Consider the following 23,903-nt stretch of genomic DNA (forward strand, 5'->3'; position numbering starts at 1 on the left):
CCATGAAAAGTTTATGGCTTGATATCGGAAACACCCGTTTAAAATACTGGATTACTGAAAATCAGCAAATTATTGAGCATGCAGCTGAGTTACATTTGCAGTCGCCTGCCGATTTATTACTTGGATTAATCCAACACTTTAAGCATCAAGGTTTACATCGTATTGGGATTTCTTCGGTTCTCGATACCGAAAACAATCAGCGTATTCAGCAGATTTTAAAATGGCTTGAAATTCCTGTTGTTTTTGCCAAAGTTCATTCGGAATATGCAGGCTTACAATGTGGCTATGAAGTCCCGAGTCAGCTCGGGATTGACCGCTGGTTACAAGTATTGGCTGTTGCTGAGGAAAAAGAAAACTATTGTATTATTGGTTGCGGAACAGCGCTTACTATTGATTTAACCAAGGGCAAACAGCATTTAGGCGGTTATATTCTGCCAAACCTTTATTTGCAGCGCGATGCACTCATTCAAAATACTAAAGGTATTAAAATTCCCGATTCAGCTTTTGATAATCTAAACCCGGGCAATAACACAGTCGATGCAGTACACCACGGTATTTTGTTAGGCCTGATTAGTACAATTGAAAGCATCATGCAGCAATCTCCTAAAAAGCTGCTCCTCACAGGTGGAGATGCTCCTCTTTTTGCTAAATTTCTACAGAAGTACCAGCCAACTGTTGAAAAAGATCTTTTACTTAAAGGGCTACAACAATATATTGCTCATTATCCTAAAGACTAAAATACAGAACAAAATAAAAGGCGCTCTAAGCGCCTTTTATTTTATGGTTTTATTTCTTTTGGTCGTTGTTACCAAACAGTGGTCCCATACCGCCACCACCGCCAAATTGTTTTTGCATATTGCCTAATGAACGCATCATTTTGCTCATACCAGATGGATTCGCAAACTTCTTCATCATTTTAGCCATTTGCGCTTGTTGCTTAATAAGCTTATTCACTTCAGCAACATCCATACCACAACCTGCCGCAATACGTTTTTTACGACTTGGGTTCATCAAGTCTGGGTTACGGCGTTCTTTAACAGTCATCGACTGGATAATTGCTTCCATTTTTTTGACTTGTTTTTCAGGATTCGCTTGCTCAATCGCTTGCTGGATTCCTGCACCGCTCATGCCAGGCAACTTGTCTAAGAAGCCCATCATGCCGCCCATTTTTTTCATTTGCTCAAATTGCATCAGCATATCTTCAAAGTTGAAGCTACCGCCTTTTTGCAATTTTTTCGCCATTTTTTCGGCTTTTTCTTTGTCGATTTTACGTTCAACTTCTTCGACTAAAGAAAGTACGTCACCCATACCTAAAATACGTTGAGCAACACGATCCGGATGGAATGGCTCTAAGGCATCAAGCTTTTCGCCCATACCCAAGAACTTGATTGGCTTACCAGTAATAGCACGAACAGAAAGCGCTGCACCACCACGTGCATCACCATCAGTTTTAGTAAGAATCACGCCCGTAAGTGCCAAAGCATCGTTAAATGCTTTAGCAGTATTTGCAGCATCCTGACCTGTCATAGCATCAACCACGAACAGAGTTTCAGTCGGCTTAACTGCTGCATGCAATTCTTTAATTTCGTCCATCATGTCTTCATCGACATGTAAACGACCTGCTGTATCGACAATCAACACATCGGCAAACTGGATTTTTGCCTGTTCAATTGCACGGTTAACGATATCAATAGGCTTTTCAGAAGGATCTGAAGGAATAAAGCCTGCACCAACTTCTGCTGATACAGTTTCTAACTGTTTGATCGCTGCCGGACGGTAAACGTCGGCAGAAACGGTCATTACTTTTTTCTTTTGACGTTCTTTTAAAAAACGTGCCAGCTTGGCAGCAGTTGTAGTTTTACCTGCACCTTGTAAACCAGCAAGCAATACAACAACTGGAGGCTTAGCACTTAAATCCAGTGTTTCATTTGCCTCACCCATCATCTTGGTGAGTTCGTCATAGACAATTTTTACAAATGCCTGGCCTGGAGATAACTGGGTCATCACTTCTTGGCCCAATGCCTCTTCCTTAACTTTCGCGATAAATTCACGAGTTACAGGTAACGCGACATCGGCTTCAAGAAGAGCCATACGTACTTCACGTAAGGTATCTTTAATATTGTCTTCGGTCAGCTGCCCTGAGCCAGTAACATTTCTTAAACTCTGCGTGAGTCGTTCTGTTAAGGTATCAAACATTGCAAAATCCGCTTAAAATGGCTAGTTGCAAAAAAATCTTTCTCGAAATAGAAAATTTATGCATAGAATGCTATAGGATACTTTAGTTCGCAGCGAATTTATATCTTATCTAGATGAATTAATCCTGAAAAAGGTTTGACATGATTAGCCTCCCCTTGGTTTACACAATTTTGGCACTCATCGCATATACCACTTCTTTCTGGTATCTGTTCATACGTTTAATGTCAAAACGTGAACCAAACCCATGGTTATTTGCTCTTGTTACGACCTTAGCTCTGCTACTGCACGGCACAGTTCTATGCCATGCAATGCTCACGCCTTTAGGAATTAACTATGATGTTTTTAATTTAGTCTCTTTTACATCATGGCTTATGTTGTTGTTAAGTTTAATTTTTAGTACTTTTCGTCCGATTGTACCTTTAAACTTATTAGGCATTCCTGTAGCGGCCATTGGTCTTATTTTAGGTTTTGCATTTAGTAAACCAAATCAGTTTATTGAACAACACTCATTAGGCTTAGATACGCATATTATTCTTTCACTTTCGGCCTATGCGGTTCTACTCATGGCAACCATACATGCAATCTTGATATGGTTCCAAAACCGTGAACTCAAAAAGAAACAAAAAAAACGCTTCTGGGTCAATTTACTCCCGCCCATTCAGGCCATGGAGTCCTTGTTATTTGATTTAATTATTACCGGTTTTATTTTATTAACCATTGCTCTGGCATTTGGCTTCTTAACAGTTGATAGTTTCTTTGCTCAGCATCTCGCTCATAAAACCGTATTTAGTATCATTTCATGGATTATTTATGGCTCATTACTCATTGGCCATTACAAACTTGGCTGGCGCGGTCAAAAAGCGATTCGTTTTACTTTAATTGGTTTTGCATTATTAGCGATTGGTTTTATTGGCAGTAAATTTGTGCTTGAGATGATATTGGGCCGATAAAATAATTAAAATTTCAGCACTACTAGACAGCGTTATACATATCCCGTATAACGCTGTTTTTGTTTTGCTCAGGTGACTCAGGCTGTGAAACTCATACTCGCTCCAATGGAAGGTTTAACTGACCCGATCATGCGGGATACACTCACATCTGTTGGTCACTTCGACTGGTGTGTAACCGAGTTTATTCGCGTTACAGACAGTATTTTGCCAGACCACATTTACTATAGCTTTTGCCCTGAACTTAAAAATGATGGTAAAACAGCTGCTGGAACACCTGTGCATGTTCAGTTCTTAGGGAACAATCCAGATATGCTGGCTGCAAATGCAGCAAAAGTGGTTGAACTAGGTGCTCCAGCGATCGACCTTAATTTTGGTTGTCCAGCCAAAACAGTTAATCGTCATAGAGGTGGTTCGGTACTTCTTGATGAACCAGACGTGGTACATATGCTCATTAAAGCTGTTCGCGATGCAGTACCAGCACATATTCCGGTCTCAGCAAAAATGCGTTTGGGTTATCTTGATGAAAACCACACCATGGAAAATGCGCATGCGGTCGAAGATGCTGGCGCAAGCTGGCTAACAGTACATGCGCGAACGAAAGCAGATGGCTATACGCCACCAGCTTATTGGGAAAAAATTCTACCGATTAAAGAAGCTTTAAAAATTAATGTGATTGCTAACGGCGAAATCTGGACCAATGCCGATGCCAAAGCCTGCCAACAACAATCTGGTTGTGAAGATTTAATGATTGGCCGTGGTGCTGTGACGACTCCAGATTTAACACAATGCATTCGTAATAATATGGATGAGGCATTATTTAGTTGGGAGCAACTGGTTGACTTACAAATTCGATTTTTAAACGGACAAGCAAAAACAGAAATTGGAATGGTGGGTCGTTATAAGCAATGGTTAGGTATGATGACCAAAGCCTATCCACAAGCGAAAGAATTATGGGACCAAGTAAAACGTATTAAAGCTTTAGATGAAATTGTTCAACAGTTACAACAAACCAGTTCATCACATAACTAATTACTTAAAATTTATAAAAGGGGGTGGCTGTTTAGACAACCACCCTCTTTTTTGTATTTCAGGTTCAGTGATTATTTTTAAAAACCACTTACTTTCATTTTAAAGTCGGTTACCGAAGCACCCGTGACTCCAAAACTTCCCATCGACCCATTAGGTAAATTATTAAACGTTGTTGGACTTTGTATTCCCACATTTCCTAAAGTTATATTGTTAAGTGATGCATCAAATTTACTAGAGACACCTGTATTGCCAAAAGTTAGCCCTGTTGGGTCAACTCCAGCATAAAACCCATCAAGAACAAATCCTGTAGATGTATTTGTTCCCGCAAATTTAAATCCAAAATTCGCACCGGTATTATCAGAAACTAAAGTAATTGGACAACCAGATGCAGCAGAACAAATCGATTGAATAGCTCCACCAAATTTGACCATGACAGACTGGGCAGCATGCCCCAATTGAATGTTTAAACGAGGTTTATTGGTCTGTACAAAGTTAATATCTAAATTTCCGGTAGAGCGAATAAGTTCTTTCACTCCTGTATTTACCGTTGTTCCCGAACTGAAAATTGATTTTGGTGCATAACTAGTCACCGCATAATCCGAAGGACTAGAAACTGATGTATTAGGCGCTAAATAAACTGAAAATGGTGTAAGCCGAATACCATTGACGTCACTTCCCATTGTGACAGCCAAGTTCACAAAAGGCTTACCTGCACCTGCATCGGTATCTATAGCAATATTGAAAGACGGATTGGTCGATACAGCTGCTTTAATAAATTCTATACTTGGAACAGGATTAGTAGAGTTCCCCGCAATGACGAGACCAGCTTTGCTGTTGTAAGACGTAGACGCAATACCATTGGTATCAATCAAGGCGACTTGATTAAATTTAACTTTATCTGCCTGAATGCCTAGCGTTAAACCATTTTGACCCGTCGTTGCTGAAAGACTTTGGTCATCTAAAGGCTGCATCGCAAAAACACTTGAACTACTGGCAAATAATAACCAACAGGCTATATTTTTATTTTTCATGTTGCTCTAATCCTTAAGAGACAAACGTTTATTATTTGTTCAGATTATCAGAATAATAGATGAGTACAAAACAATTATCCCTATAACCCGACGAATGCAAATCCAATCACATTCAAAAATTAAATTTTAAAAAAGTGGCGATATCTCCACTTTTATTTATTAGTTAAAAGCACCATTTCTCGGCACAATGCTAAAGTTACTATTTAAACGTCCACCAGTAATTGCAAGTTCACCTAAACGTGCACCCGCCCCTGTTGAAGGTGGATAGAAATTAATATCTTTAACACGTAAAGCACCATCAATATTCTTATCAGGGTTAAAGTACACTGCGGTATTTACACCCACTTTGCCTAGTCCGCTCGCACTGTCTTTTCCAACAACTAATGCTGTATTGAACGCAAGCTTTCCAGTCATGTTCTCCAGACCAATTGCAGAGCCATCAATCGGGTCACTAATTTGAACTGAGTTTCCGGTTGCTGTGGCAGGCATTGTAAAATCACCCAAAACAGTGAGCGCACTACCATCGGCAATTGAACTATTTGGTACAATCGATAAATTTAAATCACCGCCTAAGCGTAGTTTAAGACCAAATAAAACGTCATTATTTCTGGCAAAGTTATCAATTGGTGAAGTACAAGATCCTGTTGCCGGGCAAGTCTTATATTTAGCCCCAGGTAAATAACCCGCTGCAATTTCAGTTGATAAGGCAAGTAACATATCTTTTAAACCGATATTTAAACTGCCATTTTCTAAACCGATAGTGCCATTACCTTTTAAGAACATATCGATATTACGTAAGCCCATATAGTAATCGGTAGGATTACCCGCATTATTGGCATTTGGAGAACCATCAATTAATAAAATTGAAGTTGTTTTTGTACCGCCTGAGTCACGTCCTGTTGTGCCAACAGCAACACCAAATCCTAAACGCGAAGTCGTTCCCGAGGTACCTACAGCATTCTGAACAGGTCTACCATTAGCATCTTTTGTATAGTAAAAAGCGCTATTCGCAGGTGCATCTACCCCATAAACTGCGGCATTAGCATTTAAATTATAAAAAGGTAACGCCAAGCCCCATTGATTACTTAAGCCATTATCTGCAAATTGATTAGCTGCAGCGACATTTGCACTGGTAGTAAAGCGACCACGTCTAGAAAATGCCTGAAACTCTGCTCCACGCATCGCAAGAATTAGACTAAATGGATTAGTCACCGTATCCCGGTGAATATTATGTTGATAATCGGCAGCGGTTGTTAAAGTGCCAGATCCTAAACGAATTGCATTTAACGTTGCGTTATTCGGCATTAATAAAGTTTTTGTATCAGCAAGATTTAGATAAATATTCCCGCTATCAAAGTAACCACGTGTAGCTGAGTTCAGCCCAGTTAAATTACCAAACTCAAAACCATAAGCATTCAGCCCTGCCCCACCAATTTCTAAAGTCGTGGCTTTGCCATCGGCGCCTAGCATAGAATCGTTATCTTTAGTGAACTCACCTTTCATACGAAAGGCAATTCCAGTATTACCCAAAATACTATTACTTGAGGTGGTGCCTGAGGCAGTATTTGCTGTACCTAAGGTTGTCGTGTCCGAAGAGCCATCCATACCACGGACTTGTAAATAACTATTTACCATACGTCCGCTTGCGCCTACACGAATTAAACCTTTTGAATTTTGCGGTGTATTCGTAGCATCTAGCCCATAAGGATTGGTTTTATCTACATTAGAACTGAGCATTACTTCAATGTTCAGACCTGAATTAGTCACTTTGCCATTGCTATCAACATAGGTACCTGCCGTTAAACCCGAAGCTGAGTCTGCCACCCGATTAAAGTCGACATAGCCATACGTACTATTTGGTGTTTGTCCTATAGCAGCCACATTTGACCCAGTATTAGTTTGTAAAACTAAGCCACGGATAGGGTCAATAAACATGACACCTTTACCCACAAAATTAAAGTTAAAATTCTTTAAAATTAGTTGGTTGAGTTGACTACGAGCATCTAACTGTCCTAAATAAATATTTGCGTTATTTATACCCAATGTCATATTTGACTGGCTATTTGGAGTAAACAGGCCATCTTGAGTAGTCAATGCTAGATTTAAAGGTGATGTTGTTTGGATAGCCAACTGCCCTAACGTAGGTGAGCATGTAGCAGAACTATTACAAACTTTAACGCTATTTACCGTAATGAGGGATGGACTACTTTGCATAGAAAAATCAACACCAGCTTTACCTGTAGTCGTATTACTCCCCACATCTAAACGGTAGTTCGTTCCTAAAGCTTGTGTAGAGGCATTACTTTTTTGTATTTTTACACCGCTCGCTTGAGCTCTTAAAACCTGATCAGCACTTGTTGGCGTGCCCGCATGATCATCCCAATAAGCATTATCAACATTAATTTCGTTGAAAGTCGTTTGAATTGAAATCCCATCTTGACCATTGACTGCACTCAGATCGGCATCGGTTAAAGCTTCTAAAGCAAAAACTTGTCCACTCACTAACAACATACTGGCTGTTAATGTATTTAAAATAAACTTTGAGCCGTGACTTTCTTTATTTTTGTTCATCACTTCAGTTCCTTTGAAATCTACATTAACCGTTAACAACGGGGATGGCTACCATCACAGCTAAACACCATGACTTTTCCTTGAATAGCCAAGTTGCCGTTCATCATTAAACCCATAAAACCTGTTTCACGTCCATAGTCATAGGCTGAAGGCGTTGCTGTGGCCACTTGCTGAGTCGCACTGTTTGCAGTTGCAGCATACGTTGGTTTTTTGAAATATGCATAATCATACATATTCGTACTCGAGCCTTGGGTCGTTGTTGAACTTGTAAAGTTATCTTGCTCAATGGATAAAGCATTAAAACCAAAATTACGAATTAAAATTGGTTGTGCAGCACTAAAACTTAGTTGAATAGCAGGTTTTATAATTTCGGTATTGGTTTTATCGAGATACTTCAAATCAGCACCATCCAAACCCATTTTTTGGATGTTTAAAGTTCCTTGTACACCTTTAAACACCAACCAAAGCTTATTACCACTATCACTATTTTCAGCCCAACCACTTGGTTTAGTCGCGTCTGCTTGCACAAAGCGTTTATTAATTGCTAAACCAATGTGGCAGAACTCTACGTTTTCACAAACGCCGCCACTACCATTATCAAATATACCGTTACTGGTCTGGTTTAAATTAAGCATTAAAGACAAATCAGCACCAGCTTGACCATTAATCGCCTGTAAAGCGTCGTTGTCCAAAGTTTGTAATTCTGCATGAGTCACAGTTGCACAAAGAGCAAGGAGTAAAGCAGTTATTTTTTTCATCGCATTATTCTCCTCTTATAGACCTTTTGTAGTGAGCTTTAAATGCTGAATGAGCAAGCCATCCACCACAGCAGAACCTAAATTATTGAGAGGAGTAATGTTATTTAATGCTGGTGCCTGATTAGCAGTTGGAATCACATAGCCTGTGGTGCCGTTACTGCTTCCAATTAAATCGTTGACCACAGCATTTCTTGATGTGAGCCATGGAATAGAAGAGTTACTCCAGTCACGGTTTGAAACCGTTCCATACATTGGGGTTGAACCTGATGTACTCGTACATCCTAATGCACCAGAACACTTCGCTGCGTCAGCTGGTTTAGCTGTTGGATTTGTAATCACCCAAGAGCCTGTACCTTGGTTATATTCCCACTGATATAAATACCCGACAGTGGTATAACCACAGTTGGAATTAAATAAACCACAACTATAGGTTTGATTCCATGTTTGAGTATTTTGCTCTCTTTGTTTAAAACGTACTTCTGTCATGGTAGCAGATGTAGTACCAGACACAGAGTTAGTCAATGACACTAAACTACCAGCTGAAGTTCCAGAAACTTGTGTTCCAGTTGAAATTAAACGACCAAAGGAAACTCCAATTGCGCCTTCACTTGTGTTTGCTAACAAGGTTTTCCCATTATCAGGGCTATAAACTGTCCCAATTGCAATACTACTGTGTGTTGGATTAGCACATGAGTAAACGTTACAGGTAGATCCTTTGTAAGTAGCATCAGCACCCGTGTAATCGGTATAAATCTGCTTATATATTTCTGGCTTATTGGCAATTCGTGCAATTTCTATACTAAAATTTTTACCATCAGAACCCAAAATAAGGGGTTGATATAAATTACCTAACACTAAGTTAATATTGGGATTATATAGATATAAGCCTTCAGTATCTGCAAATTTCGGTGCTATAGCACCTGTCGAATCCAACGCTGGCGTATATAAGTTATTTGATGCATTCGGAGAGTCAGAGGTTTCACGAGTACTCAATCGTAAAACTTTACTGGTATCGTTAAAGGCACTTCGTGTCTTACTTGATGTTTTTGTATCTGTTCTAGTTCGATTTTCTACATAATAACGACAGCCACGTGATGTACTAAAACTTCCTGTACTGCTATTACCACAGTCGCCACTACTGCTTGTACTTAAAGTCGAATTTGCCCCAGCATGTACTGTTTGCCAACCATTATTCGCACTCGTTGCATAGGTTTGGGTTTGACTCGTAACATTTTCAGTCACAATACTTGTGTCTTTACTATCACCTGTATTTAAGCGAACTAAGCCAGACATCCCCAAGGTATTGTTATAAAAAGGACTCATTCCACCAACAGAGGTTGCGCCACCTAGTGTTTGGAACATGCTAATCTGGCTGCCATTGAGACTAAAGCCATTTAGAATTCCTTGTAACCGTAAACGGTTCGCACGACTTGTATCAATACTGGTACCAATTAATCCATTACTATCGCCATATTGGAATTGTGCTAAAGAACCATTTGTCGTTGCCACAATATTAGGATTCCGTACAAATGCATCCGCCCATAAACCTAATTTTAAATTATATGCGTCTGCACCCTCTGCACCATCAATAGTAGGTTGATATAAAGGAGCCTCTAAAGATAAATAGGTAACAGGATACCCCCCACTATCTGTAGTACTAAAGTTAGGAATATTGTTGACAGTTTTTACTTTAAATACCCAAGGGTTCGCACCTGTTCCCCAGCTTGAAATCGCTGCTGCTGTTGCAGTATTGGCAATACGTGAGTTTGCATCACCGTCCGATTTGGAAAGTGCTAAACCATAAAGAAAGATATCCGCTTTCCCGACTGCTTTATCCTCGGGCCCAACAGAGCCATTACCACTAGTATCAGCGGCTGCGACACTTAAAGGGCCTACAGGTACATAGTTAATATAACCAGTATCTTTACTACGGTCGGTAATAATTTGATTTACAGATTCATTGGGACCAGCACCGCGAAACACCATAAATGCATTTTGGGGTAATATTGCGATCCCCTCACCCGTAGTTTCACTTAAACCAGCATCAGAAAGTTCTTCAAGAGCAAAACTCGATTGACTTAAACAAAGTCCAATTAAACTTGCTAAAACGGTTTTTTGAAAACTGACCGTATAATTAAGTGTAGTCATCGTGACCTTCCTGTTTTATACGATGCCGCGCACCATATTTCTTTTTCTTTAACAGTCCTTGATGTGTGATGAAATCACTTCCTTTTCCATCTCACAAGGGGCAAACTTTAAAAAAAATTGCCAACCTTTCCACATTTCTATTATGCTGAATATTTATTCAAATGCAAAATTAAATCAGCAAAAATGCATTTTTCCGATGAATGAAAAATGGTTAAAACAAACAACTTAATTAGCAGAATTTTAAAGAACCATAACAGTTAGCTGAGAAATTTTGCTTTTGTAAAACCACATTAGTTAAGCTCATAGAAGCTGGGGTTTTTCCTGCTAAATCAACATTTCCAATTGGAAGATTACCTAAAAGTAAGCAATTGTACGCAAGTGCTCCACATGGAACAGGATTACTATTTAGATATGAGCTGACTTGTCCTAAAGCATCATTAATAGTAGCTAGAGCAATATCCACACTTCCTGTAGGAGTAATTTGACCAATATCAATCGGGTTTGTAAGCTCTAACCACCATCCTGTTTGAGCGGTGGACGCAGCCTCAGGCCACAGAATATTCACCCCCTGCACAGATAAATAACCAGCAGATCCATTTAATTGCGCAGCATGGAAATAGCCCAGGCTTTGTTTAATAGCTACATTTACATCTAAATTATTTACTGTTCCAGTTACATTACCTGAAATCGCAACGGGAAGACCTAGTACTGAAGCAGTTGCATCTAAAGTGCCCGTAACTGCAATTCCTCCAACCCTTGCAGTCGCATTTAAATTAGCTGTATTAATACGTTTACCCGTAATAACTTGTTGCCCCATAGATAGAGTTCCAGTACCACTACCCAAGTTTAAATTATACGAATTGGAGGTAAACGGAACTGTATATACATTACCGAGAACTTGCGCTCGCCCTGTAATTGCTGTTCCTGTCTCATCTTGAGTAATCCCATAGTATGGATTGGTAGTTACCGTCCCACCCGTTGGTTTAGTTACCATATATCCACTCAAAGAGTTAATACCACTCGCCGCATCGCCATTTTGTAAACCAAAAGTAAGTAGGCCAGAAAGAGATTTCGCACTTAATCGGAAACCTTGTATTTCACGTGTAGAAGCTGAATTTGGGTTTTTAACCGCGAACTCTAAAAATGGGTTTGTAATAACGGCGGAAGATGCAGCTCGTTCCGCACTGGTACTATCGACCGTACCACCACTTAGGCTCAAATAATCGATATCAATATCACAAGCCCCTGCTCCATTAACACCACCACAACCTAATTGTAATTTTTTAATGTTGGCATTCAGTTCTAACTGGGCATCTAGGGCAAGTCGATAAAAGCCCATATTTCCGTTAGTACTTGAGTTACTTGCAGCATCGGTAGGTGCGATATAAGACATACTCATCAAGGCTTGGCCACGAGTAGCTGACAATTCAGCATCAGACATTGGAACTAAGGTAGAACCAGCATAAGCTGAAGAAAAGCATAAACTTCCAAGCGCTAGAATAGCTAAATGAAGAGACTTAAACTGTCGCATGACCGACCTCCGTATCCTTGGGGGCATAATCTAATTTAATTTCTTTTTATTTGGCTTTCCTTTCTTTAATCTAATCTTAAATTGAATAAACAAAGAAATGCCTATAGCTGATTTTTATGATTTAAGTCCATTTAAATTGTGTGATACAACTCAAAGAAACAAATCAATTATTGATCATTTTATATCATTTTTTACAAAAGAAAACGTTCATTTATAAATATTCCGATGAATGCCACTTTCTTTATTTTTCAACAAAAATGGGCCACTTCAAGTGACCCATTTTTTAGAATTTAATCTACGTTAGAACAACTTAGGTTTTAGGAAGTGTAACACCAGTTTGTCCTTGGTATTTACCACCACGGTCTTTATAAGATGTTTCACAAACTTCATCGCTTTCAAAGAACAACATTTGTGCAACACCTTCACCCGCATAAATACGTGCAGGTAAGTTCGTCGTATTTGAAAACTCTAAAGTAACGTGACCTTCCCACTCTGGTTCCAAAGGCGTCACATTTACAATAATTCCGCAACGTGCATAAGTTGATTTCCCCAAGCATACAGTTAAAACATTACGTGGAATGCGGAAATATTCAATTGTGCGCGCCAAGGCAAATGAGTTTGGCGGAATAATACAAACGTCAGACTCAATATCGATAAAACTTTTTTCATCGAAATTTTTCGGATCAACAATTGCAGAATGTACGTTGGTGAAAACTTTAAATTCACGTGCACAGCGTACGTCATAACCATAGCTAGAGACCCCGTACGAAATCAATTTTTCGCCATTCTTATCAAAACGGACTTGATTCTCTGCATAAGGTTCAATCATGCCGTGTTTTTCGCTCATTTCGCGAATCCAACGATCAGACTTAATAGCCATGTATTTTCTATCCAAAAGGTAATTTCATTGATTGCGACGTACTTTAACGTAAAAAAGCAATTATGAAAACAATGGTGGCTACTCTTCGTGACAAGAATAGCCCAGCAAGACTTTTAAAGGTTTAATAAAGCAGAATAGCTAATCGGAATTGAGAAGCTGACCAAAACCAGCGAAGCTGTTTTTTGTAAATTCGTCTGATTTAACCAACTTACTTTATTAGCCGCCAAGATTGATCCTAAAAAAATCCAAAATAAAGCAATCGGTGTAATTAAAGCCAAATAAGCCAGCATATGAATGAGATAAATATGAAAATCAGTCCATGCTGTAACAGGAAAAATTGCAGAAGCAAAAAGTAATGCTTTAGGGTTCAATAGAGTTGCACAAAATAATTCACGTGGTCGAATAGTTGGCTGATCTAACTCAAATTGTTGATTTGCTGTGTGCCATAACTTAATCGCTAAAAAAATAATGTAACAAGCACTTAGCAATTTAAGCATAGGAGGTAAGAAAGGAAGTGTTGCAGAAACTTTCCCGATTAACATGCCCCAAGCGGAAATCGAAATAATATATCCAAGAACTTCTGCTGGAATTAACTTAGCAGACTTCCTAAAACCAACTTGTACACCAGATGATGCCAGTAAAGTATTGGTTGGGCCTGGGGTAAGTAAAATTGTGGCAACTAAGCCAATAAAAAGCCATGAAATCATTGAATGACCTCACAATGTAGTCATCTCAGATTAATAGATATCTTTTATGAAGGCAAAATCTAATTGTAAGACGATTTTTTAAAACACTAACACGGTAAAAGTAAATATTATTATTAAACAAATAGATACAAAAAAGTAAAGAAGCTTAAGCTAAAAAACTTTAGAGTCAGTTGTCGAGCTTTGCGTGCCAAATTGTATTAAGTAATATAAGTATTTTTATTTTAAATCTATTTTTAAGTTGAAAAGATCTATAATGAATTATTACAGCAGTAAGTTTAATTTTTAAGCTTTTAATAAGTTTCAATTAATATATTGTTTTTTTGTGTTTATATGAGTCACCAGACTCTACTATCCTATGATTATGGCAAAGCAATTTTTTCAGTCTTGGCTTCCTTCTCCAGAGAAAGTTTCAAATATGAAATTTTTAAGGATTTTTGGGCAAAAAACCCTTAATCCAGTGCTTTGGTATGTCAACCGTAAATCGATTACAAGAGCGGTTTTTGTAGGAACATTTTTCGGTTTACTGCCTATTCCATTTCATAGCGTTTTTATTGTGATGGCCGTATTGCTGTTTGAGGTGAATTTACCCATCAGCCTAATGCTTGCTTGGCTTAGTAACCCTCTCACATTAGTTCCTATTTTATATGTTGGATTCTGGTTTGGTTCACATATTTATCATGTACATATGATCAATAAAAAGATGCTCCTAGGCGTACTTCATCAGATTTCTAGATGGATTACTCATTTGGGTCATGGTCATATAGATTTCAGCCTCGCTAAAATTTTAATGACCGGGCTTATAGTTGAAGCTTTTGTCTTTGCAATCATACTGTACATAGTGACTGAAGTTTTCTGGCGTTGGATGGTCATCCGAAATTGGAAAAGTAGACCTGGTCATAAAAGACAAGAAGATGCCCTATAAGAACCCATCTTCTTGCCTATAGTTAAATTATTATTTTGGTAGTTTAGATTTCATATATTCTTCTGCCACATTAAGCACATAGTCTTGGCAAGCCTCTCCTGTACCAGGATCATACGCTCCATTATTAGTAATATTATTAGATAAAATCCGAATTCCTAAGAAAGGAACATTAAACTGACTTGCGATTTGTGCAACAGATGCTGCTTCCATTTCCTCAACAGAAGTACCATAACGCTGATGGAAAAATTGAATTCGGTCAAGCTCATTATTCCACACATCTGCCGAGCCAATCGTTCCTTCGACTACCTCACCTTTATCATAACGGACTTTATGCGCCGCCATTAATAGCTCTTGATCACCTTCAAATTTGCGTATTGCGATCGGTTCTGGGTCAGATTCATCTGTTGGCAAAACATCAAAGGCCTCAACCCATGTAAGTGAGTTTGAACCGCCACCTAATGGCTCTTTAGGCGTTCTAAACGCACCAATATTGGTTGCATATTTTCCTAAAACAATGTCATAAACGTGTAGATCTGGGTCATGACCACCTGCCGTCCCCTGATTAATAATTGCAATCGGCTTATAGCGCTCAATGGCCAAAGCTGTTGCAGCAGCAGAGTTACTCATGCCCATGCGTGTTTTAGAAATCACAATTGGGTAACCATTGTAAGTTCCTTTCCAGAATGTCCACCCACCTACTGTTTCAACAGTCACATTCTGTAATTTAGAAGCCATCTGTTTTGACTCTACAGGTAAGGCGCCTTGAATAATAATCGGCTGTAATTTCTGTTTTTGCTCTTCAACTGGCGTTGTTTGGGACACTGTTGAATGATCGTCGTTGCATCCAACCAAAAATAAAGCGCTACATAAACTGATAACGCCAAAAGTATATTTAAATTGCATTTCTCACCTATTTCTTTTTAAAAGCGTAAAGTAGCAATCTATATGCCAATTTCAAGTTCAGCTTTGTTATTTAGATTCAGTAATTTAATTTTTTCTTTTAACCAACCAATAAAAAACCCAGCTTAAAGCTGGGTCAGTGGAATCAAAAGATTCGTTTATCATCACGCGTGCGTTGAGGAATTTTTTCAATTTGTTGCCACACAGCTTTCGCAATATCAATGTAGCTATCAGCTGCGTCATCCATTGCTACAACACTTGGTTTACCCTCATCAGCGTGTTCACGTATTTGAGCATTTAAAGGCAAACGACCTAATAATGGAATATGGTATTGCTCGGAAAGCTTATCACCACCACCAATGCCGAAAATTTGTTCTTCATGTCCACAATTCGAGCAAATATGAGTCGACATATTTTCAACTACACCCAATACAGGTATGCCAACTTTATTAAACAGCTCAATTCCTTTGGTCGCATCCAGTAAAGCAACATTTTGTGGTGTAGTGACAATAATTGATCCTGTAACCGGAATACGCTGTGCAAGCGTAAGTTGAATATCACCGGTACCCGGCGGCATATCAATCATGAGTACATCTAAATCTGGCCAAAGTGTTTGGTTAAACAATTGCATTAAAGCACCGGTTGCTTTTGGTCCACGCCATGCAACAGGAGTATTGTTGTCACCTGTTAAATGTCCAATAGAAAGCACAGCCATACCATATGCTTCCAAAGGTACAAAGTTTTCACTTTCAATAAGAGGTGTTTTGCCTGCATTACCCAGCATAGTTGGAATACTTGGGCCATAAATATCGGCATCTAATACCCCAACCTTAAGCCCCATTTTCTGTAAGGCAAGTGCTAAATTGACAGTAGTTGTTGACTTACCAACTCCACCTTTCCCAGATGAAACTAAAATGACGTTTTTAATCCGAGGATGAAGTGGAACATCTCTTTGTTGTGGAGCAGCTTTTTGAATCGGAGGATTGTTTGGATCAGGTTCAGATTTAGGTGAGGCATCAAGCACAGGAGGTAAGTTCGCACTTTCTTTAGGTGCTTTAGATGAGCAGCCTTGGCCTGAACTTTCTTGAGCAGGACGTTTTTGTTGAACTACATGTAAGTTAAGTTCTTCAATACCACACTTTTGTAAAGCTCCAGCCAAATCATCATGAATTTGTTGCAAATACTCTTTTTCATCTGGAAAGGTATTAATGGTGAGCTGTAAAACTCGGCCTTGTACCTGAAGCTGACTAATGCGCTCTTTTAAGGCATCTTTTGAATGGGGTAGTAAATAGTTTTGGAGTACGGTTTGGATTTCATCTTCTTTCACTTCTTGTGCGGGTGAAAAAACGGACTTTAATGAAGAAAGCCAAGACATATTGTTTACTCCAAAAACAGATCATTACAGCTTGTTGGAGCTAGTGTAACAGTATTGATCCGCACTCGCTCAACTCGAAATGAATAATTGCTAATTTTAAAGCCTCATCATTTGAGTGAGGAGCACGAATTTTTGTTTAAATCAGCTTATTCAGCAGAATCGTGATTTTTCAATTTATTGAGTTTATCTGTTGCCGTTTTCTTCAATTCATCAAACTTTGCAGTTGCTTGAGTTTTTAACTCATCTAATTTTGATGCAGCCTCTTCCTTTAATTCTGCTGCTTTTGCTTTAGCATCATCAAGTTTATGAGCTGCTTCAGTTCGCAGGTGATCAAATTTGTCTTGCAGACTATGCTGAGCATCATCAAGTTTGCTCTTCAAATCACTGGCTTTCTCTTCCACTGCTTCTTTTGCAGCCGCCTGTTTCTCTTTTACATTATCCTTCAAATTATCTAAGGCTTTTTCACCTTGGGCTTTTGCATCTGCTGCTTTTGCCTTTAGTTCATCTACTTTATCTTCAACAGCTTCTTTACCATCGGCCTGTTTCTCTTTTACATTTTCTTTTAAATCTTCCAAGGCTTTTTCACCTTGGGCTTTTGCATCTGCTGCTTTTGCTTTCAATTCATCTACTTTATCTTCAACTGCTTCTTTGCCAGCAGCTTGTTTCTCTTTTATATTTTCTTTTAAATCGTCCAAAGCTTTTTCACCTTGTACTTTTGCATCAGCCGCTTTTGCCTTTAATTCATCTAATTTATTTTCAGTAGTCATCGTTGTTATCCTCATCGTTAATTAAAAAAATTACCTGAATAAGTTATTAGTTATACATCGTTATGGCTTGTTTTCTGACCGTAACTGCAATTTGAAACAAAGACAATACAGGAAGATTCAAATATTTTTTGATTTGTTTATCTGTTCTAAAGAGAAATCCTTTCTGGCTTTAGGCCCATTTCTGTAGCTACCTCTTCTCTTTAGACAAAGATTATTAATCTTTGCTTATCTCCCTGCATCAGTTAAAATCTTCCACCTTATAAATACGAATGAGAGAATGAGATCCGTGCGTAAAATTTTAGTCACCAATGCCCTCCCTTATGCCAATGGTCCAATTCATATGGGTCATTTACTCGGTTATATCCAGGCAGATATCTGGGTTCGTGCCATGCGGGCAATGGGTCATGACGTGACTTATGTATGTGCGGATGATGCTCACGGTACAGCGATTATGCTACGTGCCGAAGCAAATGGTATTAGCCCAGAAGAGCAAATTGCGAATGTTCAAAAAGAGCACATTCGTGATTTTGACGGTTTTGGCGTACATTTCGATCATTATGATTCAACTCATAGTGATGCAAACAAAGCTCGTTCAACAGATATCTATATTAAAAACCGTGAAGCTGGAAATATTGCAGTTCGCCCTGTAACTCAATTATTTGATCCAGAAAAAGGTATGTTCTTGTCTGACCGTTTCATTAAAGGCACATGCCCGAAATGTAAATCAGAAGATCAATACGGCGACTCATGTGAAGTTTGTGGTACAACTTATAACGCAACCGAATTACTTAACCCGCGTTCGACTTTAAGTGGTGCAACACCTGTTGAAAAATCATCAGATCACTATTTCTTTAAGCTTCCAAACTTCTCTGAATATTTACAGAAATGGACGCGTGATGAAGGTCGTCTACCTCTTTCAATTGCCAATAAATTAGACGAATGGTTTGAAGCGGGTTTAGCAGACTGGGACATTTCTCGTGATGCACCATATTTTGGCTTTGAAATTCCAGACGCCCCAAATAAATATTTCTATGTGTGGGTAGACGCCCCAATCGGCTATATGTCTAGTTTTGAAAACTATATCAAAACTAAACGTCCAGACTTAAACTTTGATGATTTCTGGAAAAAAGATAGTCAAAATGAGGTTTACCATTTTATTGGTAAAGATATTGTTTACTTCCATGCTTTATTCTGGCCTGCAATGCTTGAAGGTGCGAACTATCGCACTCCAACAGGCTTGTTCGTAAATGGTTTCTTGACTGTAAATGGACAAAAAATGTCTAAGTCTCGCGGTACTTTCATTAAGGCCGAGACGTATTTACAGCATTTAAACCCAGAGTATTTACGTTACTACTTCGCTTCTAAACTTTCAGATAAAGTTGAAGACTCTGACTTGAACCTTGATGACTTTGTTCAGAAAGTAAATTCAGATCTAGTTGGTAAAGTCGTCAATATTGCAAGTCGCTGTGCGAAGTTCATTAATAGTAGCTTTAACAATACGCTATCAAGTACATGTGCTGAATCTGAGTTAGTACAAAGCTTTATTGATGCCGGTGATTCAATTGCTAAAGCATATGAAGCACGTGAATTCTCTACAGCCATTCGTGAAATTATGGCGCTTGCTGACCGCGCAAACCAATATATTGATGAGAAAAAGCCTTGGGCTCTTGCTAAACAAGAAGGTCAAGAACAACAAGTTCTTGATGTCTGCTCAGTTGGTATCAACTTATTCCGTCAACTCGCAGTGTACTTGGCGCCAGTTCTTCCAACTTTGGCTAAGCAAGTTCAAGATTTCTTAAAACTTGAAAGCTTCGATTTCGAGTCACGCAAACAAATTCTTGTAAGCCATGAAATTGCGCAGTTCCAGCCACTTATGCAGCGTGTTGATTCAAAAGCTGTTGCAGCAATGGTTGATGCTTCGAAAGAGTCTTTAGGTGCTCCAGCTCCACAAGCAACTAAAGCAACAGCAAAGAAAGAGAAATCTGCCGAGAAAAAAGCAACCCCTACTCCAGCAGTGGGTGAAGCTGAAATTATCGGTATTGAAGATTTCTTAAAAGTTGACTTACGTGTTGCTCAAGTCGTTGAAGCAGGCACAGTTGAGGGTTCAGATAAATTGCTACAACTGACGTTAGACGTAGGTGAAGCTGAACCACGTAATGTATTTAGTGGTATTCGTAGTCAATATGCGCCTGAAGACCTAAAAGGTAAGCTGGTTGTTATGGTTGCCAACCTTGCACCACGTAAAATGCGTTTTGGTATTTCAAACGGTATGGTACTTGCTGCTGGAAATGGTGAAGGTATTTTCATTATTTCTCCAGATAGTGGTGCAAAACCTGGCGATAAAGTGTCTTAATTTGCCTTCATAAAAAAGCTCCCTAATTTGGGGGCTTTTTTTAACTATAAATTTTCTAGAAACATCTATAAGAAGATTTAAATTATGTCCATGGCCGCCCTTCACAAGGGTTACTAAGTAAAACGTGTATATTCCCCAATTCCTCATTTGTTAAATAACCATTCTTATTTTTATCTAAATAATGAAATAGTTCTGTTTGCTTATTCTCTCCCTGAAAACGCTTATCCGTAGGCCAACGATAAGGATAGAAATCTTGTACCTGTTGAAACTCTTTTAAGCTGTACAAACCATCATGATTTACATCATATTTTTCTTGAAAAAGCTTCCAATCTAAAGATGCAGGCTCACAGGCACTTACTACATTTAAAATGCAGTAAGTGATGCAGCCTATGAGTAACTTAATAGTTAGATTGCTCATGATTGTTGGCTTGTAAATCAGAAATTTTGTAATCTTTTTCATGAACAGGAGTACCAACTATGCTCATAGTCCGCTCATTGGCTGGCTGTTGCTTGCTCATTGTTCTCATCTCACATCCTGTCGTTAAGATAAGAAAAGCTACAGAAATGCTCACTATTAATTTTTTCATAGCGTGACCCTCATTTCTTTTTGTTTTATTTATTAAGTTACCACTTTTTAAATGGTTAAGAACTAAAAAAGATATTTCAATTTGTATATATTTTACTCAAAAATAAAGCCAGTCTATAAATATCTGGCTCTGCATTTTTTAGATATTTTAATTAAAGACTTATCATTTGAAGAAAATTAACTTTAAGCCCAATATACTCACAATACTTCCAGCTACCCGGTCAACGCCAGTTTTTGCTTTTAGGTACATTGTTCTTGGCTTCTCTGAAGATAGCAGCATTGCAACACATGAATACCACCCCGCATCGATCATAAAACAAATCACTGGCAATGCAACATAGTAATAATTTGGGATTTCTTTGGGCAATAAAGCAGTAAATACACTCGCCAATACAACAGCAATTTTCGGGTTACTTAACTGTGTAATCAGGCCATATCGATATGCCTGTTTATAGGTCATTTTTGATTTGCCATCATTTTCCATGGCAATTGGTTCTTTGGCATGTTTGATAATTTTAAAAGCAAGCCAAAGTAAATACAGTCCACCACCAATTTTTAAAATTAGATAAGCTGAAGGCACTGCCAACAAAACTGCCTGTAACCCCATGACGGCTAAAAAACCAAAAAGAGCAGCCCCCGTACCTGTACCTAAAGCAGTAAACAAACCATGTTTACGTGATTTAGAAATTGAATTTTGCGCTACATAAATAAAGCTCGGCCCAGGGCTTATTGCTCCAAGCATCAATGCCATCGCAATTGAAAAAAGAGGAATAAGGGACTCAAACATTGTATTGACCTAGCATCATGCAATTTGGCGATATTCTAGCAGCTTTTTATGACACATATAAAAATGGAAAAATATAAATGATAAAAATTGAATTTTCATGTTTTTACAATTTATCTCTTCACAACGGACAAAAATGTCCGTTAAATATATCATCTTTAAATCTCCCCCAATCCATGACATGAGTAAGCGTCAAAAAATTGCAGCCCATAATCGGGATGAATTACTCACTGCTGCCGAAGAATGTTTCCGTATTCATGGCATTAATGTGCCTTTACAAGTTGTCATTGACCATGCAGGTGTAGGTAGAGCAACCTTTTACCGAAACTTTTGTGATCGAAAGGCTTTAATTAGCGCTCTTTTAGAGCGCGCGATTACACAGCTAGAGCAAAAAGCTGCTCATTTTCAACAATTCGAGGATGGATTATTTCGTTTAATTGAAGGACATATTGCACAGCTTCCCAAACTCGCAATTTTGCAAGATTTTTGGAGAGTGATTGATCGACAAGATCCAATTATGTTAAAAATTTATGAAAGGCGAAATAATGCACTTAAACCACTGATTGAAAATGCGATAGAACAAAAATTGTGTCGAGCTGATCTGACTGCTAATGACTATGCAATGGTCACTGCAATGTTAGGTTCTTCATTTCAAGGACATGAGCCAGAAGAACAGACTCGCTTAGCAAAACGAGCAATTGAATTACTATTTAATGGTATTCAAATACAAAAAATTCGAGGGATAGAATGAGTAAAACGCCTCGTTATTTAGAAACACCACCCGACTGGACACCAGAGGAACAACCGACTCTACCTGGTTCACCAGCAGCGATTGCACATTCTGTACCTAAACGTTTTATCTATTTTTTCATTGGGCTATTCGTTGCTCTTTCGGCAAGCTTAAGTAATGGCTTTATCACGGCAAATTTGCCTTTAATTCAAGGTGAGTATGGCCTAACCCCTTCCGAAGCTGCATGGCTGCCTGCTGCATATGTTATGGCAAATGTCAGTTCAAACCTGATTTTGTTTAAGGCCCGTCAACAATATGGTCTGAGAGTATTTTCAGAAATAGGTCTCGTCATTTTTATTGCGGTTCTTGTTTTACATATTTTTGTACATACCTATGAAATGGCGCTGTTCGCACGGGTTGTAGCTGGTTTAGCAGGTGCACCACTAAGCTCCTTAGGTATGTATTACACCATGCAAGCTTTTAAAAAAGCTGACATGGCAAAAGGTATATACATTGCCTTTGGTTTTCAGCAGTTAGGTGTTCCTCTCGCTTGGATTATTTCTCCATTTCTTGTTAGTACAGACAGTTGGTCTGTTCTATATACCTTTGAGCTTGGTTTAGCACTTTGTTGTTTAGCTATGGTTGTTTCATTAAAACTACCACGCAGCTTACGTATTTATGTGTTTGAGAAGCAGGATTTCTTTACCTTTGCTTTACTGGCTCCTGGTTTTGCATGCTTATGTATTGTGCTTACACAAGGACCAATTCTGTGGTGGTTTAATAGCGAATGGCTTGCTTATATATTAATTGCAGGTTTTAGCTTAGTTGTTTTAGGTTTACTTTACGAACACTACCGTGCCAATCCATTAATTATGACACGTTGGTTAGGTACTGCTTCGACACTACGTTTTATTTTTGGTGCTTTTGCGATTCGGCTTCTAATGTCAGAGCAAAGCTATGCTGCTGTTAACTTCTTAAAAGCCATGGGAATGGGACCTGATCAGTTTGTACCTCTTTATGTTGTGATATTTATCGGGATTTTAAGCGGAACATTATTTAGTGCACTGACTTTTTCACGCGAACGAATTATCTTCCACTTACTTTTTGCAGAGTTCTTGATTCTGGTTGCCTGTGGACTAGATTATCACTTAACCAGTGATGTTCGACCTGTGAACTTTTTTGCAAGTCAATTCTTAGTGGGTTTTGCAGGTGGTTTATTTATTGGGCCATTACTGCTTATTGGCTTTGCTCAAACTTTAGCAAAAGGTCCTTCATATGTAGTGACTTTTATTGTGCTGTTCTCTGCAACTCAAACCTTTGGTGGTCTGGTCGGGTCTTCTTTCTTCTCGACCTATCAACAACACCGCACGCAAAACTATCAAGTCGAGATTATTAAAGATTTAGAACAATCCGACCCGTTAGTTTCTCAAAGGCTCTCCACTTATCAGCGTAGTGCAGCCATCACAACAAATGACCCGGCATTACAAACGGCTCAGGCCATGCGCACACTCAATCAAGTGGTCACCCGTGAAGCACAAGTGCGTGCCTACAATGATGTTATTGCGTTAAACGGTATTTTTGCTATCGCATTGCTCTTATGGGGTGGATTTAATATTGCCCGTAGTAAATATCTACAACGCAGAGGAATTAGCCGTCCTTAATGGCTTTCGTTATTGATGAAACAG

Annotated in this window: 21 protein-coding genes; 7 read left to right on the forward strand and 14 right to left on the reverse strand. The window is 38.7% G+C overall.

Going from position 1 to position 23,903, the window contains the following annotated elements; translation table 11 throughout:
- The first annotated feature begins 2 nt into the window (after positions 1-2).
- Positions 3-737: a pantothenate kinase gene (locus MKL35_RS02515; RefSeq protein ID WP_004710340.1), complete on the forward strand. Its 735-nt coding sequence runs from the start codon at positions 3-5 to the stop codon at positions 735-737.
- Positions 738-786: 49 nt separating this feature from the next.
- On the opposite strand, the gene ffh is transcribed toward MKL35_RS02515, so the two are convergent.
- Complete coding sequence (gene ffh / locus MKL35_RS02520; RefSeq protein ID WP_000460622.1) at positions 787-2,196, reverse strand: signal recognition particle protein; 1,410 nt, start codon at positions 2,194-2,196, stop codon at positions 787-789.
- Positions 2,197-2,336: 140 nt separating this feature from the next.
- On the opposite strand from ffh, the gene MKL35_RS02525 reads away from it, so the two are divergent.
- A complete protein-coding gene (locus MKL35_RS02525; protein WP_000624644.1) occupies positions 2,337-3,146 on the forward strand; it encodes a cytochrome C assembly family protein in 810 nt (269 codons plus the stop codon).
- Positions 3,147-3,230: 84 nt separating this feature from the next.
- Positions 3,231-4,175, forward strand: coding sequence for a tRNA dihydrouridine synthase (locus tag MKL35_RS02530; RefSeq protein ID WP_002050334.1), 945 nt, complete (start codon positions 3,231-3,233; stop codon positions 4,173-4,175).
- Positions 4,176-4,252: 77 nt separating this feature from the next.
- Here MKL35_RS02530 and MKL35_RS02535 read toward each other — a convergent pair whose 3' ends face one another.
- The 7 genes from MKL35_RS02535 to MKL35_RS02565 all read right to left on the reverse strand — a co-directional run bounded on the left by MKL35_RS02535 (position 4,253) and on the right by MKL35_RS02565 (position 13,801).
- Entirely contained in the window at positions 4,253-5,206 is a 954-nt protein-coding gene (locus tag MKL35_RS02535) for a DUF6160 family protein (RefSeq protein ID WP_032011326.1), read from the reverse strand.
- Between the two features lie 159 nt (positions 5,207-5,365).
- Positions 5,366-7,777, reverse strand: coding sequence for a DUF6160 family protein (locus MKL35_RS02540; RefSeq protein ID WP_032011324.1), 2,412 nt, complete (start codon positions 7,775-7,777; stop codon positions 5,366-5,368).
- Positions 7,778-7,809: 32 nt separating this feature from the next.
- Complete coding sequence (locus MKL35_RS02545; protein ID WP_032011322.1) at positions 7,810-8,535, reverse strand: DUF6160 family protein; 726 nt, start codon at positions 8,533-8,535, stop codon at positions 7,810-7,812.
- Between the two features lie 15 nt (positions 8,536-8,550).
- Positions 8,551-10,683 (reverse strand): hypothetical protein, encoded by a 2,133-nt coding sequence (locus tag MKL35_RS02550; protein WP_031982386.1) that lies wholly within the window; start codon positions 10,681-10,683, stop codon positions 8,551-8,553.
- A gap of 229 nt (positions 10,684-10,912) precedes the next feature.
- Entirely contained in the window at positions 10,913-12,214 is a 1,302-nt protein-coding gene (locus MKL35_RS02555; RefSeq protein ID WP_031982387.1) for a hypothetical protein, read from the reverse strand.
- Positions 12,215-12,524: 310 nt separating this feature from the next.
- The gene (gene dcd, locus MKL35_RS02560) at positions 12,525-13,094 is read right to left on the reverse strand and encodes a dCTP deaminase (RefSeq protein WP_000985728.1); all 570 of its coding nucleotides are present in this window, start codon (positions 13,092-13,094) and stop codon (positions 12,525-12,527) included.
- 113 nt (positions 13,095-13,207) lie between these two features.
- Positions 13,208-13,801, reverse strand: coding sequence for a LysE family translocator (locus MKL35_RS02565; RefSeq protein ID WP_022575894.1), 594 nt, complete (start codon positions 13,799-13,801; stop codon positions 13,208-13,210).
- Between the two features lie 355 nt (positions 13,802-14,156).
- Between MKL35_RS02565 and MKL35_RS02570 the strand changes: the two genes are divergently transcribed.
- Positions 14,157-14,723 (forward strand): DUF2062 domain-containing protein, encoded by a 567-nt coding sequence (locus MKL35_RS02570; protein WP_006581130.1) that lies wholly within the window; start codon positions 14,157-14,159, stop codon positions 14,721-14,723.
- A gap of 30 nt (positions 14,724-14,753) precedes the next feature.
- Here MKL35_RS02570 and MKL35_RS02575 read toward each other — a convergent pair whose 3' ends face one another.
- The 3 genes from MKL35_RS02575 to MKL35_RS02585 all read right to left on the reverse strand — a co-directional run bounded on the left by MKL35_RS02575 (position 14,754) and on the right by MKL35_RS02585 (position 17,672).
- Complete coding sequence (locus MKL35_RS02575; protein ID WP_032011318.1) at positions 14,754-15,626, reverse strand: 5'-methylthioadenosine/S-adenosylhomocysteine nucleosidase; 873 nt, start codon at positions 15,624-15,626, stop codon at positions 14,754-14,756.
- A gap of 142 nt (positions 15,627-15,768) precedes the next feature.
- Entirely contained in the window at positions 15,769-16,998 is a 1,230-nt protein-coding gene (gene apbC, locus MKL35_RS02580) for an iron-sulfur cluster carrier protein ApbC (RefSeq protein ID WP_006581131.1), read from the reverse strand.
- 146 nt (positions 16,999-17,144) lie between these two features.
- The gene (locus MKL35_RS02585; RefSeq protein WP_050598861.1) at positions 17,145-17,672 is read right to left on the reverse strand and encodes a hypothetical protein; all 528 of its coding nucleotides are present in this window, start codon (positions 17,670-17,672) and stop codon (positions 17,145-17,147) included.
- Positions 17,673-18,051: 379 nt separating this feature from the next.
- On the opposite strand from MKL35_RS02585, the gene metG reads away from it, so the two are divergent.
- A complete protein-coding gene (metG, locus tag MKL35_RS02590; RefSeq protein ID WP_032011316.1) occupies positions 18,052-20,118 on the forward strand; it encodes a methionine--tRNA ligase in 2,067 nt (688 codons plus the stop codon).
- Between the two features lie 82 nt (positions 20,119-20,200).
- On the opposite strand, the gene MKL35_RS02595 is transcribed toward metG, so the two are convergent.
- The 3 genes from MKL35_RS02595 to MKL35_RS02605 all read right to left on the reverse strand — a co-directional run bounded on the left by MKL35_RS02595 (position 20,201) and on the right by MKL35_RS02605 (position 21,491).
- On the reverse strand, positions 20,201-20,536 hold the full coding sequence (locus MKL35_RS02595; RefSeq protein WP_002050345.1) for an EF-hand domain protein: 336 nt from the start codon (positions 20,534-20,536) through the stop codon (positions 20,201-20,203).
- Complete coding sequence (locus MKL35_RS02600) at positions 20,517-20,705, reverse strand: NF038215 family lipoprotein (protein WP_022575896.1); 189 nt, start codon at positions 20,703-20,705, stop codon at positions 20,517-20,519. Before MKL35_RS02600 ends, MKL35_RS02595 begins: the two co-directional genes overlap by 20 nt.
- Positions 20,706-20,867: 162 nt before the next feature.
- Entirely contained in the window at positions 20,868-21,491 is a 624-nt protein-coding gene (locus tag MKL35_RS02605; protein WP_002050276.1) for a LysE family translocator, read from the reverse strand.
- Positions 21,492-21,669: 178 nt separating this feature from the next.
- Between MKL35_RS02605 and MKL35_RS02610 the strand changes: the two genes are divergently transcribed.
- Both MKL35_RS02610 and MKL35_RS02615 read left to right on the forward strand, forming a co-directional pair.
- Positions 21,670-22,239, forward strand: coding sequence for a TetR/AcrR family transcriptional regulator (locus MKL35_RS02610; RefSeq protein WP_022575897.1), 570 nt, complete (start codon positions 21,670-21,672; stop codon positions 22,237-22,239).
- Complete coding sequence (locus tag MKL35_RS02615) at positions 22,236-23,879, forward strand: MFS transporter (RefSeq protein ID WP_002050275.1); 1,644 nt, start codon at positions 22,236-22,238, stop codon at positions 23,877-23,879. The genes MKL35_RS02610 and MKL35_RS02615 overlap by 4 nt, the downstream gene beginning before the upstream one ends.
- The last annotated feature ends 24 nt before the right edge of the window (positions 23,880-23,903 follow it).

The sequence above is a fragment of the Acinetobacter sp. AOR41_HL genome (assembly GCF_027854645.1).
In the GTDB taxonomy this organism is placed as follows: domain Bacteria; phylum Pseudomonadota; class Gammaproteobacteria; order Pseudomonadales; family Moraxellaceae; genus Acinetobacter; species Acinetobacter nosocomialis.

What these genes read in the sequence shown, in the direction of transcription:
- MKL35_RS02565 (WP_022575894.1), bottom strand. Translation starts at nt 13,801, where the DNA reads ATGATTTCATGGCTTTTTATTGGCTTAGTTGCCACAATTTTACTTACC.
- ffh (WP_000460622.1), bottom strand. Translation starts at nt 2,196, where the DNA reads ATGTTTGATACCTTAACAGAACGACTCACGCAGAGTTTAAGAAATGTT.
- MKL35_RS02545 (WP_032011322.1), bottom strand. Translation starts at nt 8,535, where the DNA reads ATGAAAAAAATAACTGCTTTACTCCTTGCTCTTTGTGCAACTGTGACT.
- MKL35_RS02605 (WP_002050276.1), bottom strand. Translation starts at nt 21,491, where the DNA reads ATGTTTGAGTCCCTTATTCCTCTTTTTTCAATTGCGATGGCATTGATG.
- MKL35_RS02540 (WP_032011324.1), bottom strand. Translation starts at nt 7,777, where the DNA reads ATGAACAAAAATAAAGAAAGTCACGGCTCAAAGTTTATTTTAAATACA.
- MKL35_RS02610 (WP_022575897.1), top strand. Translation starts at nt 21,670, where the DNA reads ATGAGTAAGCGTCAAAAAATTGCAGCCCATAATCGGGATGAATTACTC.
- MKL35_RS02595 (WP_002050345.1), bottom strand. Translation starts at nt 20,536, where the DNA reads ATGAGCAATCTAACTATTAAGTTACTCATAGGCTGCATCACTTACTGC.
- MKL35_RS02555 (WP_031982387.1), bottom strand. Translation starts at nt 12,214, where the DNA reads ATGCGACAGTTTAAGTCTCTTCATTTAGCTATTCTAGCGCTTGGAAGT.
- MKL35_RS02550 (WP_031982386.1), bottom strand. Translation starts at nt 10,683, where the DNA reads ATGACTACACTTAATTATACGGTCAGTTTTCAAAAAACCGTTTTAGCA.
- MKL35_RS02525 (WP_000624644.1), top strand. Translation starts at nt 2,337, where the DNA reads ATGATTAGCCTCCCCTTGGTTTACACAATTTTGGCACTCATCGCATAT.
- MKL35_RS02575 (WP_032011318.1), bottom strand. Translation starts at nt 15,626, where the DNA reads ATGCAATTTAAATATACTTTTGGCGTTATCAGTTTATGTAGCGCTTTA.
- MKL35_RS02535 (WP_032011326.1), bottom strand. Translation starts at nt 5,206, where the DNA reads ATGAAAAATAAAAATATAGCCTGTTGGTTATTATTTGCCAGTAGTTCA.
- apbC (WP_006581131.1), bottom strand. Translation starts at nt 16,998, where the DNA reads ATGTCTTGGCTTTCTTCATTAAAGTCCGTTTTTTCACCCGCACAAGAA.
- MKL35_RS02615 (WP_002050275.1), top strand. Translation starts at nt 22,236, where the DNA reads ATGAGTAAAACGCCTCGTTATTTAGAAACACCACCCGACTGGACACCA.
- MKL35_RS02515 (WP_004710340.1), top strand. Translation starts at nt 3, where the DNA reads ATGAAAAGTTTATGGCTTGATATCGGAAACACCCGTTTAAAATACTGG.
- MKL35_RS02600 (WP_022575896.1), bottom strand. Translation starts at nt 20,705, where the DNA reads ATGAAAAAATTAATAGTGAGCATTTCTGTAGCTTTTCTTATCTTAACG.
- MKL35_RS02570 (WP_006581130.1), top strand. Translation starts at nt 14,157, where the DNA reads ATGATTATGGCAAAGCAATTTTTTCAGTCTTGGCTTCCTTCTCCAGAG.
- dcd (WP_000985728.1), bottom strand. Translation starts at nt 13,094, where the DNA reads ATGGCTATTAAGTCTGATCGTTGGATTCGCGAAATGAGCGAAAAACAC.